Below are 12,287 nucleotides of genomic sequence, written 5' to 3'. Positions count from 1 at the left end.
GTACCGGGGGTGCCGGTCAGTCGATGGCCAGCAGGGCCTCGGTGCACCGCTCCGCCAGGTCCTCGGCGTGCGGGGGCAGCGGTGTGCCGCCACGCAGATGGCGGCGCACCAGCGACAGCGGGAGGTCGACGGCGGCGAGCGTCACCCGGTCGAAGCCCTCCCTGCCGTGCAGCCCCAGCGCCCCCGCGAGCGCCGCCAGGGCGGCCCGTACCCGCATGTTCCCCTCCTCCGCGCGCACCAGATGCGCGTCGGACCAGTCGTCCCGCCCGAACTCCCGGGCCCCGTACAGCAGCAGCGCCGCCTCGGCGGGGTGCGCACGGCTCCACGCCACGACGTGCCGGGCGGCGGCCCGGCCCCCGGCACGCGGGTCGTCCGAGGATTCGAGGGCCTCGAAGTAGCCCGCCTGGAAGCCCTCGACGGTGCGCAGCCACACCTCGGCGAGCAGCGCCGTGCGGCCGGGGAACCGGTGGTAGAGCGAGCCGCTGGGCGCGCCGACGGCGGCCGCCACCGCCGACATGGTGACACCCGAGGGCCCGGACTCGGCCGCCAGCCGTACGGCGGCGTCGAGGAGCTGCGCGGTGTCGAACCGGGATGGCCTGGCCATGTTCTGGAGGTTACTCTCCACTATATTGGAGATGCGCCTCTAGAACGGGGTGCGGACGGCTGTGGAAGGGCGCGAGGGGGGCTGCGACGTGCACGAACGGGCCGGTACGGGCACCGTGGCCCGGTCCGCCCGCCGGAGCCGCCCCGTCCGGACGCCGTGCCGCCTCACCGGGTGACGCGGCGCAGCGTCAGGAAGCCGACGGCCGCGCAGGCGAGTCCCGCGGGGATCAGCAGCAGCCGTCCGGAGAAGGCCAGCACGGCCGCCGTCAGCAGGGCGCTCAGGCACCCGCCGCACCACAGGGGAGTGCGGCGGGGCAGCAGCACCAGTGCGGCGGCCAGGCCGGCGAGGGTCACCGCCGCCAGACAGGTGGCGGTGGCCCTCATCAGGAGATCCAGGTCGGCGCCGCCGAGGCCCGCCGCCGCGCCCACGAGCCCGGCCGCCCCGCCGAGCACCGCCAGCGACCGCCGCGGCACCTCGCCCGGTGCCCCGCCCTTGGCCAGCGCGCGCGGCGCCGCCCCGTCCCGGGCGAGCGCCGCACCCAGCCGGGAGGCCCCGGCCAGGTACGAGTTGACCGCGCCGAAGGTCAGGAAGAGCGCCGCCACGGCGGCCACCGGCCGCGCGGCGCCGCCCACACTCCGGATGAGCAGCTCGGTCAGCGGGGTGTCGGTACGGGCCGCGGCCGGCCCCAGCACACCGATCGTGGTCACCGCGAGCCCCAGGTAGAGCACGGTGATGACGGCGAGCGTACGGCGCGTCACCCGCGGCAGGTCCCGCCCGGGGTCGGCGAACTCGCCCGACAGATGGCTGGCCGCCTCCCAGCCGGCGAACGCGAAGAACAGCACCCCGGCCGCCGACCCCACCGAGGTCCAGCCGCCGGGCAGGAACGGGGTGAAGTGGGCGGCGGACACCTGAGGGGCGGCGGCCAGCACCGTGCCCAGCAGCACCACCGCCAGCAGCCCGCCGAGCAGCAGCTGCACCCGGCCCGACATCCGCAGGCCCACCGCGTTGGAGACCAGCGCCACCGCCACCACCACACCGGCCACGACGACCGCGCCCGTACCGCCCCAACCGGCCGCGCCGGCCGCGTACTTCCCGCCGATCCAGGCCGCCGAGACCACCCCGATCGGCACCGCCCCGTAGAACCACCACCCCACCACGGCCGCCGCCCGCGGCCCGATCGCCCGGTGCACATAGGTGGCCACGCCGCCGCCGTCGGGGAACCGTGCGCCGAGCGCCGCGAACGAGGCGGCCACCGGTACGCACAGGGCGAGCAGGACCACCCAGGCCAGGACCGAGGCGGGGCCGGCCGCGGCGGCGGCCAGGGACGGCAGGGTCAGGACGCCGGGGCCGAGGACGGCACCGGCGCACAGCGCGGTACCGCTGCCGACGCCCAGCCGCCGTACATCCGGTCGTCCGGATGGGGGAAGCAATGTCTGTTGTACGGTCACAGTCGCCGAACGTAACCGTTGGATTGATCAAAATGGGTTCCCGCCGAACATAATTCGGCAGCTGCGGCACCATGGGGGTCATGGACGACATTGATTCGGCGATTGTCCGCGAACTCCAGCGCGATGCACGGCAGACCAACCGCGACCTGGCCCGCCGGCTGGACATCGCGCCCTCCACCTGCCTGGAGCGGGTCCGCGCCCTGCGCGCCCGGGGAGTGATCACCGGCTATCGCGCGACCGTGGACCTGCGGGCCCTCAACCGGCCGGTCCAGGCGCTGCTCACGGTCCGCATCCGCCCGATGAACCGCGAGGTCATCGAGCGCTTCAAGGCCTTCCTGACGTCCCTGCCCGAGGTGCTGAACGTCTATGTCGTCGCGGGCGGCGACGACTTCCTCGTCCATGTCGCGGTCCCGGACGTCGACCGGCTGCACGCGCTGCTGATGGACCAGGTGTTCAAGCGCCGGGAGGTCGTCGACTGCCGCAGCTCGGTCATCTACCAGCATGTCGCCAACGACATCATCGAGGCGCTGCCGCCGAACGGCTCGTGACAGGGCGACGCCGCCCCCGACGTGACGAAGGGGACGGCGTCGCCTCCCGGACGCGGCCGGGTGCCGGACTCAGGCGCGGTGCCGGGAGGCCCTGCGGCGGGTGGTGGCGAACACGACCCCGGCGCCCAGGGCGAGCACGGCGGCGCCGCTGACGGCGAGCGGAGCAGTGGAGCTGTCGTTACCGGTCTCCGCCAGCCGCTGACCGTCGACCGGCTCGGAACTCCCGTTGGCGTGCGGGGCGTTGGCCGCCGCAGCGTCCGCGTGGGCCGGTGCGCCGGCGGACTTCGGCCGGGCGCCGTTCTTGTGGTGCGTGGTGCCGCAGTCGTCGTCGTGGTGACCCGTGCCCACGGTCGACTTGGAGGCGCCGTCCTCGATCTGGGATTCGCTCGGCGCGGAGGCGGTCGGCGCGGGCGCCGCCTCGGACTTGGCGGTGGTACCGCCGGCCTGCTTGCCGAAGACGACGTCGGAGCAGGTGTAGAAGGCCTCGGGGCTGTCCGACCGCTGCCAGATGCTGTAGATCAGGTGGCGCCCGGACCGCGCCGGCACCTTGCCGTCGAAGACGTAGTCCCCGTTGACCATCTTCGGGTCGCTGACCTTCGCGAACGGCTTCGACTCCAGGTCGGACCACTTCAGCGGCTTCTTCGGGTCGTAGCCGTCCTTGGTGAGGTACAGCTCGAAGTAACCCGCGTGCGGCGCGGTGCCCTTGTAGCGGAAGGTGTGGTTGCCCGCCTTCATCGGGGACGACGGCCAGTCGGCGCGGGGCAGGTCCAGGCCCTTGAACTCGGGGCTGTTGGCGCTGCACAGCTTGCCGTCCGGGATACGGGTCCGGGACTGGCCGCCCGCGTTGCCGTCCCGTACGCCGTTCCAGTCGTAGAACGCCTGGGCCCCGCCCGCCTGCACGGCAGCCTTGCACGCCGCGGACTCCGGACTCTCGGGGCCCTCCGCGTAGCAGGCCGACACCCGGCTGACCGGGTCCGTCATCGAGCCGTGTGCGGCGGCCGGGCTCGCGGTGAGCACGGTGAGCGCGAGCGGGGCGATACCGGCCAGGGCGATTCCGGTGGCCTTGCGACGAGCGGTCATGGTGGGGGTCTCCTTCATCAGGTGCGTCGAGCGGGGGTGGCGGGGGAGCGGTGGGGGGTCGGGACACAGCACGCCGGCGCCGCCCCCGGTGCCGGCGCCGGCGGTCTGCGACCCGCCTTACGAGAAGCACGCTAGCCGCGCTGAACAGCGGTTTTGGGGGCTGAAGGGCGATCCTGAAGATCCTTATGGTCGCTTTAAGGAGCCGCTAAGCGCGCCCTCATGCAGGCGGGGAGGAAACGGGCATCGCCGGGTGGCGAGCGGCGCCCGGACCGGTGGCCGGTGTGTCCCGGGGGAGTCGATGCCGGTGTCGCGTGCGGCTCTCGGGCCGTGCGGGCAGCGGGAGTTGTGCGTGGCGGCAGGAGCCGTCAGTGGCCTTCGGTGCCGGTGCCGGTGGTGTCGGCCGGGCCGCCGAGGTCGTCGAGGCCGTCGAGGAGCGCGCCCACGTCGGGTGCCGGTACGACTCCGGGCGCCGACCGCAGTGGCTGCTCGGCCCAGATGATCTTTCCCTGGGGGGTGTAGCGGGTGCCCCAGCGCTCGGCGTACCGGGCGATCAGGAACAGGCCCCGGCCGCCCTCGTCGGTGGTCCGCGCGTGGCGGAGGTGCGGGGAGGTGCTGCTGCTGTCCGACACCTCGCAGATCAGGGCACGCGCCCGGATCATCCGCAGGCCGATCGGCCCGGAGGCGTGCCGGATGGCGTTGGTGACCAGTTCGCTGACGATCAGCTCGGTGGGGAAGACGAGGTCCTCCAGGCCCCACTCCGTGAGCCGGGCGGCGGCGGACCGGCGGGCCTGCCCGACCGCGGACGGGTCGGCGGGGATCTCCCAGGTCGCCAGCTGGGCCGGCGCCAGCGCCCGGGTGCGTGCCAGCAGCAACGCCACGTCGTCGACCGGCCGGCCGCCCGGCAGACCGCCGATCACGGTGTCGCAGAGGTCCTCCAGCGGGGCCTGCGGATCGGCCAGGGCGGTGCGCAGCCGGGTGATGCCCCCGTCGAGGTCGAGCGCCTTCCCCAGCAGCAGACCGTTGGTGTAGAGGGCCAGCAGACTGCCCTCCGGCAGCGGCAGTTCGACGGATTCGAAGGGCATCCCGCCCAGCCCCAGCGGCGGCCCGGTCGGCAGCTCCAGCAGCCGCCCGTCGCCCCCGGGGGTGATGAGCAGCGGTGCGGGGTGGCCGGCGCGGGCCAGCGTGCAGCGGCAGCCGACCGGGTCGTAGACCGCGTACAGGCAGGTGGCCCCGAGGACACCGTCGTCGGCGTTGGCGTCGTGGGCGACCCGGTTGAGCATGTCGTCCAGGTGCGCCAGCACCTCCTCAGGGGACAGGTCCAGGTCGGCGAGCGCCTGCACCGCGGCCCGCAGCCGCCCCATGGTGGCCGCGGCGTGCACCCCGTGGCCGACGACGTCGCCGACCACCAGCGCGACCCGGGCACCGGACAGCGGGATCACGTCGAACCAGTCCCCGCCGACGCCGCTGAGCGAGTCGGCCGGCAGATAGCGGTAGGCCGCCTCCACCGCGCACTGCTCGGGCAGGTCGTGCGGCAGCAGGCTGTGCTGGAGGGTGAGGGCCGTGGTGTGCTCGCGGGTGTACCGGCGGGCGTTGTCGATGGACATCGCGGCGCGGGTGACGAACTCCTCGGCGAGCACCAGGTCGTCGGGCTGGAACGGCCCGATGTGCTGCCGGCGGGCGAACGTGGCAGCGCCCAGGAAGACACCGCGCGCCCGGAGCGGCACCACCATCAGCGAGTGGAAGCCCAGCTCCCGCAGGTGTGCCATCCGGAGCGGGTCGTCGGCCGCCCGGTCACCCGCGGCCGGGTCCAGCGTCTGGAAGAGCGCGGAATCGCCCGCGACGAGACCCGGCACGACGGGCCCCGACGCGGGGTAGACGGCCGCCTCCCCGATCGTGACCACCGCCTCGGGGCAGCCCTCGCGCACCGACTGCTGTCCCGCTCGGCGCATGGCCAGCAGATCCGCGGCACCGACCGGGTCGGGCGCCGGCTCCTCCCCGGAGAGCAGCGCGTCGAGCAGGTCGACGGTGACGAAGTCGGCGAGCCCCGGAACCGCCGAGTCGGCGAGTTCCTGGGCGGTCCGCCAGACGTCCAGGGAGCTGCCGATGCGCTCACCGGCCCGGTTCAGCAGCGCCATCCGCTGCCGCGACCGGTAACTCTCCGTGACGTCGAGGACCATGTAGCAGACACCCAGCACTTGCCCGGCCTCGTCCTCCAGGCGGAAGAACGAGGTGGAGTAGGCGTGCTCGCGCTGCGGATCGGACTGAGGGCGCCCCAGGTACTCGTAGCCGACCGAGGGGGTGCCGGTGCTCAGCACCTTGCGCATCTCCGCCTCGATGGCCTCCACGGCGAGGCCCGGCTGGATGTCCCCCAGGCGCTTGCCGAGGCGCTGCTCGCGGCTGGTGCCGCCCATCTCCTCCAGGGCGTTGTTCAGCCACACGAACTGGAGATCGGGGTTCACCATGGCCACGCCGATCGGCGACATGCCCAAGATGCCCTCCAGGAACGAGCGGCTCGCTCCTGACCAGGGCGTCTGGGTCATCTCGGCGGCGAGGACGAGGCGCGTGGAGTGCTCCTCGGCGACCATCAGCGGCAGTATCCGGAACTCCAGGTCGAGCCGGTGGCCGTCCTTGTGCCGTACGGCCTCCAGCCCGCTCCAGCCCTCCGCCGCCGCCAGCCGGGACTCCCACCTGGCGTTCTGCTGCGCCCCGGGGGCCAGCCCCGCGAACAGCTCCGCCAGGGGCCTGCCGACGGCCTCCGACACCGCATAGCCGAGCAGCCGCTCGGCCCCCCTCGTCCAGCCCCGCGCCACCCCCGCGCGATCGGCCATCACCACGGCCGTCCGCGTGAGGTCGAAGACGCCGTCCCCGGAGAGACGGCCGCTCTGGGAGGCACACATATGACCGGTCCAATGCCGGTCCCACCGTGCGACGGGCGCTCTCTCACGGCGCCGCGGCCGCACACGACCGGCCTCTCCACGGTAACCCCTCACCCTGGCCGGGCGCTCTCCCCGGCGCCCGCCGCCGGCCCGCGCGGCCGGCCCGGAACCGGTGTCCGCCGCCGTTGTCAGTGGGTGCTGCCACCATCGGCACATGAGCATCGACACACCCGCCGACCCGTCCCGTCAGCTCCCTGCCGCACCGCTCAACCCACCTGCCGCCGAGGGGGAGTCACCGCTGCCGACCGCCGACGCCGCCTACTGGGAGGCGGCCGCCGCCTCCTTCGACGACGAGCCCGACCACGGCCTGCGCGACCCCGTCGTCCGTGCCGCCTGGGCCGCCCGGCTGCGCTCCTGGCTGCCGTCCCGCCCCGCCGCCGTCCTCGACCTCGGCTGCGGCACGGGAAGCCTGTCCCTCCTCGCCGCCGAGCAGGGCCATCGCGTCCTGGGCGTCGACCGCTCCCCGGGCATGACCGCACGGGCGCGCACCAAGCTCGCGGGCCATGACGCCGCCTTCGTCACCGGCGACGCGGCCGAACCACCGGTGGGAGAGCGCCGGTTCGATGTCGTCCTGGTACGCCACGTCCTGTGGGCCCTCCCCGACCCCGCGGCCGCGCTGCGCCACTGGGCCGGCCTGCTCACCCCCGGCGGCCGGCTGGTCCTGGTGGAGGGCCGCTGGGGCGAGGCCGCCCCGATCGGCATCCCGGCCACCGAACTCACCGCCCTCGTCGAGCCGTTGGCGGCGCGCACGCACCTGGAGAGCCTGACGCACGACCCGGCACTGTGGGGCAAGGAGGTGACCGACGAACGCTATGTGCTGACAGCCGACCTCCCCCGTAGGCCGGTACCGGCTCAGCGGACGGCCCGCTGAACGTCCCCTCGGGGCACGCCGGGGACGGCGACGCCCGGCCCGGCGCGCCGTCGCCGATGGCGAGGCCGCCGGAAGCAGGGCGATCGAAAAGTGTTTGCGGCCGGATGCCGCCACCGGATAGATGTGGCCGCTGGACCCCGCCACCAGGGCGGAGGGGCCGTGACAGCGAGAGGAGGGATAAGCCCGTGATCCCCATGATCAACGCGCTGGTGTCCTCCCGGGGGACGGACCGTCTCTGACCCCGGAGCGGACGGGGCGCCTTCACCGGAGCGTGCCGTGACCGTGAAAGCGAACGACCTGACCCTGCGCCCCCTCACCGGGCGCGAAGAACTCGACCTCTTCTCCCAACTCCCCTACGTCCTCAACGAGGAACTGGCGGACGACCTCTCCGGCGGCCGACGGCGGCCGGAGTGGATGTGGGTCGCCCTGCGCGGTGACCGCCTGCTGGCCAGAGCGGCCTGGTGGAGCCGCTCGGCCGGTGACCCACCACTCGTCCTGGATGTCCTCGACCTCGACGACAGCGCCCCGGGCCCCGCTCACCTGGACATCGCGGTGCGACTTCTGCGGACCGCGATGGCCGCCACCCTCCCGCACGGTTCCCGTCCCCCTGAGTACAGCCGTTTCGTCCCGCCGGACTGGCGTGCGGACGCGGTGCGGAGACAAGCCGTCGAAGACCGCATGACGGTCCTGGAGCGAACCGGTGCCCGGCTCTTCGTCGAACGGCTGCGCCTGGAATGGCGTCCGGAATCGCCCGTTCCCGAGCCCAGTGGACGCCTCGTCTTCCGGCCGGTCCGCGACAGCGAGGAACTCGTGGCACTGATGGCCTCGGTTCTGGACGGGACGCTGGACGCACACGGCCGTGACGACCTCACCCGGATGTCCGCGCACGAAGCGGCCGTCCGGCACTACGAGGACGAACTGGCGCGGTACACCAGCCCGCGGGACTGGTGGCGCGTCGCGACCCTGCCCCACGGCGAGCCGGTGGGGTTCGTCATCCCGGCCCGCAACTCCTACCACCCGGTCATCGCCTACCTCGGGGTCCTGCCCGCACACCGCGGCAACGGCTACATCGACGACCTCCTCGCCGAGGGCACCCGAATCCTCGCCGCGCAGCACGTCCCCCGCATCCGCGCGGCCACGGACCTCGGCAACCTCCCGATGGCGCACGCCTTCCGGCGCGCCGGCTACCGCAACTTCGAGCGGGCGATCACCATGACCTGGAGCTGAGGGCGCACGGGTGGGAACGGCGGGCCGGCCGCGCGGCTCTCGCGCCCTACGGCGTGAGCGCCGCTCGCGAGGCGGCCCGCCGGCGCCCCTATTCGGCCGCCACGATCCGCTCGACCGCCGCCGTCACCAGTTGTTCCCGCTCGGCCTCCGTGAAGACGTCCGGCAGGGTGAGCTGTTCGACGATCAGCCAGTTCAGCGTCAGGATCAGCAGCTTGACGGCCATGGCGTCGCCGGGGAGGCCGGAGGCCTCGTGGTAGGTGACGTTGGCGTCGACGTCAGCCCGGACCCGCTCGGTGAGGACCCGGCGCAGTTCCGGGCGGCGGGTGGCCTCCAGGCGGAGTTCGAGCAGCGCGAGGTAGCCGGTGCGGAAGGAGGCGATGCGGCCGACGAGTTCACGCATCAGCTCCACATAGGTGTCCCGGTCGCGGCCGGCCGCCTGCTGGCGGGCGATGGTGGCCTCGTCGGGCCGGAGCCGCTCATAGACCCGGGCGCCGGCCTGGGTGAGCAGGTCGTCGCGGTTGGCGAAGTAGTTGGACGCGGTGCCGACGGGTACCGCGGCCTCGGTGTCCACCGCCCGGAAGGTCAGGCCGCGGGCGCCTTCCCTGGCCAGCACCTCGATCGCCGCATCGACGAGGGCGGCACGCCGCTGGTCGTTCCGTCTCGCCATTGCCACCACTCCAGGTGTCGTCCCGTCCTGACTTCAAACCACTTCGGGAAGAGTACTGCGTGTGGAGTTATCAACCTGCGGGTGGGCGGCGCCCCGGCCGTCCCTCCCGTGCTCGTTTGCCACCTCTTTTCCGCTGTACGGGGCGCCGTTTGCCGCCGCTTTTCCGGAATCCGGCGTGCGCGTGGCCCGTTCCGGGCGCTCCGGGGCGGTTTGAGTGGCCGCTACAACTACCCGGGCGTACGGTGCGTGCCGCCGGACCGCCGCCTGGACGTCGCGGTCCGCCGCCCACGAAGGAGGAGCCGCGAGCATGTGCGGAATCACCGGATGGATCTCCTACGACAGCGACCTCACCGGGCAGCGCACCACCCTGGAGGCGATGACCGGGACGATGGCCTGCCGCGGCCCGGACGCGGCCGGGCTCTGGCTCGACACCCACGCCGCGTTCGGCCACCGCCGGCTCGCCGTCATCGACCTCGACGGCGGCGCACAGCCCATGACCGTCACCCACGACGGCCGCACCCTGCTCGTCACCACCTACAGCGGCGAGGTGTACAACCACCGCGAGCTGCGCGCCGAACTGGAGCGGCTGGGCCACACCTTCCGCACCCGCAGCGACACCGAAGTGCTGCTGCACGCCTACCTCCAGTGGGGCGAGGCGTTCGCCGACCGCCTCAACGGCATGTACGCCTTCGCGCTCTGGGACCCGCGGACCGAGCAACTCCTGCTGATACGCGACCGGATGGGCATCAAACCGCTCTACTACCACCCCACTCCCGACGGGGTGCTGTTCGGCTCCGAGCCCAAGGCGATCCTCGCCCACCCCTCCGTCCGCCCCGCCGTCGACGCCGAGGGCCTCGCCGAACTCATCACCTTCACCAAGACCCCGGGCCACGCCGTCTACAAGGGCATGCGCGAGGTACGCCCCGGCCATCTCGTCCGGGTCGGCCGCGGCGGCCTCACCGTCAGGCGCTACTGGGCGCTCACCGCCCGCGAGCACACCGACGGCCTCGGCACCACCGTCGCGCACATCCGCGACCTGCTCGATGACATCGTGGACCGCCAGCTGATCGCCGACGTGCCGCTGTGCACCCTGCTCTCCGGCGGCCTGGACTCCTCCGCCCTCACCGCACTCGCCGCCCGGGCGCTGACCGCCCAGGGCCGTGGCCCGGTCCGCTCGTTCGCCGTCGACTTCACCGGCCACACCGAGAACTTCCGGCCCGACGAGCTGCGCGGCACCCCCGACGGGCCGTACGCCCACGCCCTGGCCGCACACGTGGGCTCCGAGCACCACGACATCGTCCTGGACACCGCCGCCCTGACGGACCCCGGCCACCGCGCCGCGGTGCTCACCGCCCGCGATCTGCCCAACGGCTTCGGTGACGGCGACACCTCCCTCTACCTGCTGTTCCGGGCCGTCCGCGAGCGGTCCACGGTCGCGCTGTCCGGCGAGTCCGCGGACGAGGTCTTCGGCGGCTACCGCTGGTTCCACGACCCCGGAGCCGTCCACGCCGACACCTTCCCCTGGATCGCGGCGGGCCTCTCCGGCCGCTTCGCCGGGGGCGACGGCACCCGCGAGGTGCTGCTGGACCGCGGCCTGCTGGCCAAGCTCGACCTGCCCGGCCACACCTCGCGCCGCTACCGCGAGGCGCTCGCCGAAGTGCCCCGCCTGGACAGCGACACCGGCCTCCAGCGCCGGATGCGCGAGATCAGCTATCTGCATCTGACCCGCTTCGTACAGATCCTGCTCGACCGCAAGGACCGGGCGAGCATGGCCGTCGGCCTGGAGGTCCGCGTGCCGTTCTGCGACCACCGCCTCGTCGAGTACGTCTTCAACACCCCCTGGTCGATGAAGACCTTCGACGGCCGGGAGAAGTCGCTGCTGCGCGCCGCCACGCGGGATGTGCTGCCCGACGTGGTGGCCGACCGGGTCAAGTCCCCCTATCCCAGCACCCAGGACCCGCGCTACCAGGAGGCGCTGCGCGGCGAACTCACGGAGCTGGCCGCCGACCGCGCCGCGCCCGTACGGCCGCTGCTGGACTCCGGCGCCCTCACGGAAGCCACCGCCCGCGCCGCGACGCCCGGCCTCCGCCCCGGGGCCGAACTCGTCCTCGGCATCGACGCCTGGCTGCGGACCTCGGGCACCACCCTGGAGCTGTGACCCTCCCCGAGGCGTGACCCCTCCCGCGCGGCAAGACCTCCCGGCCGACGGGACCTTCCGGGAGACGGACCTTCCGGCGGACGGGACCTCCCGTCACAGCGGGCGCTCCTGGCGCACAATGGATGCGACAAACACGCGCACCGACGGGTACGCGTACGCGCACGCACCCCGGGGACTCCCCAGGGGTACGGGCCGTCGCGCATCCGCCCGCCCCACGACCAGCACCAGGAGCGCCACCGTGTCCCCGCAGAACTTGACCCTCACCATCGATCCGGCGGCGGACGCCGCGCCGTTCGAGCAGGTACGCACCCAGATCGCGGATCAGGCCAGGGACGGCGGCCTGCCGGTCGGCTACAAACTCCCCACCGTCCGAGGCCTCGCCGAAGACCTCGGCCTGGCCGCCAACACCGTCGCCAAGGCCTACCGCGCCCTGGAGACCGACGGCGTGATCGAGACCCGCGGCCGCAACGGCAGCTTCATCGCCGCGGCCGGCGAGGCCGCCGACAAGGAGGCCGCCGCGGCCGCCGAGACCTACGCCCGCCGCGCCCACCGCCTCGGCCTCGACCACCACGCCGCCCGCACGGCCGTCGAGAACGCCCTGCGCGCGACGTACGGGGCCGACGCCTGACCCGCGCCCGCAGAGTCGCCGCCGGACCGTGCCGGCGGGGGCGGCCCCGGCCCCTGCCCGCCGCCCCGGCCCCTGCCCGCCGCCCGGCACCGGACCGCCCCCGAGCCGGCCGCCTCCCCG

General features: G+C 73.8%; 10 protein-coding genes. 5 read left to right on the top strand and 5 right to left on the bottom strand.

Annotation, left to right across the window (positions count from 1 at the left end):
- Window positions 1-16 precede the first annotated feature (16 nt).
- A complete protein-coding gene (locus ACWC9R_RS17035) occupies window positions 17-604 on the bottom strand; it encodes a TetR/AcrR family transcriptional regulator (protein WP_450732314.1) in 588 nt (195 codons plus the stop codon).
- A gap of 164 nt (window positions 605-768) precedes the next feature.
- Entirely contained in the window at window positions 769-2,052 is a 1,284-nt protein-coding gene (locus ACWC9R_RS17030; RefSeq protein ID WP_450732312.1) for an APC family permease, read from the bottom strand.
- Window positions 2,053-2,132: 80 nt separating this feature from the next.
- On the opposite strand from ACWC9R_RS17030, the gene ACWC9R_RS17025 reads away from it, so the two are divergent.
- Window positions 2,133-2,600, top strand: coding sequence for an Lrp/AsnC family transcriptional regulator (locus ACWC9R_RS17025; protein WP_362608204.1), 468 nt, complete (start codon window positions 2,133-2,135; stop codon window positions 2,598-2,600).
- A 69-nt stretch (window positions 2,601-2,669) separates the two neighbouring features.
- Here ACWC9R_RS17025 and ACWC9R_RS17020 read toward each other — a convergent pair whose 3' ends face one another.
- Together ACWC9R_RS17020 and ACWC9R_RS17015 are read right to left on the bottom strand one after the other, a co-directional pair.
- Window positions 2,670-3,680, bottom strand: a complete 1,011-nt coding sequence (locus ACWC9R_RS17020) for a lytic polysaccharide monooxygenase (RefSeq protein WP_450732310.1) — start codon at window positions 3,678-3,680, stop codon at window positions 2,670-2,672.
- A gap of 365 nt (window positions 3,681-4,045) precedes the next feature.
- Window positions 4,046-6,577, bottom strand: coding sequence for a SpoIIE family protein phosphatase (locus tag ACWC9R_RS17015; protein ID WP_450732308.1), 2,532 nt, complete (start codon window positions 6,575-6,577; stop codon window positions 4,046-4,048).
- Between the two features lie 193 nt (window positions 6,578-6,770).
- On the opposite strand from ACWC9R_RS17015, the gene ACWC9R_RS17010 reads away from it, so the two are divergent.
- Window positions 6,771-7,487 (top strand): class I SAM-dependent methyltransferase, encoded by a 717-nt coding sequence (locus ACWC9R_RS17010; RefSeq protein WP_450732306.1) that lies wholly within the window; start codon window positions 6,771-6,773, stop codon window positions 7,485-7,487.
- Window positions 7,488-7,763: 276 nt separating this feature from the next.
- Complete coding sequence (locus tag ACWC9R_RS17005; RefSeq protein WP_450732305.1) at window positions 7,764-8,714, top strand: GNAT family N-acetyltransferase; 951 nt, start codon at window positions 7,764-7,766, stop codon at window positions 8,712-8,714.
- Window positions 8,715-8,802: 88 nt separating this feature from the next.
- Here the strand turns inward: ACWC9R_RS17005 and ACWC9R_RS17000 are convergent, their stop codons facing one another.
- A complete protein-coding gene (locus ACWC9R_RS17000) occupies window positions 8,803-9,381 on the bottom strand; it encodes a TetR/AcrR family transcriptional regulator (protein WP_450732303.1) in 579 nt (192 codons plus the stop codon).
- A gap of 307 nt (window positions 9,382-9,688) precedes the next feature.
- On the opposite strand from ACWC9R_RS17000, the gene asnB reads away from it, so the two are divergent.
- Together asnB and ACWC9R_RS16990 are read left to right on the top strand one after the other, a co-directional pair.
- Complete coding sequence (asnB, locus tag ACWC9R_RS16995; protein WP_450732301.1) at window positions 9,689-11,539, top strand: asparagine synthase (glutamine-hydrolyzing); 1,851 nt, start codon at window positions 9,689-9,691, stop codon at window positions 11,537-11,539.
- A gap of 238 nt (window positions 11,540-11,777) precedes the next feature.
- Window positions 11,778-12,167, top strand: a complete 390-nt coding sequence (locus tag ACWC9R_RS16990; RefSeq protein ID WP_450732299.1) for a GntR family transcriptional regulator — start codon at window positions 11,778-11,780, stop codon at window positions 12,165-12,167.
- The last annotated feature ends 120 nt before the right edge of the window (window positions 12,168-12,287 follow it).

This window comes from Streptomyces sp. NPDC001219 (assembly GCF_053597915.1).
This window is presented reverse-complemented; position numbering and strand designations above follow the sequence as displayed.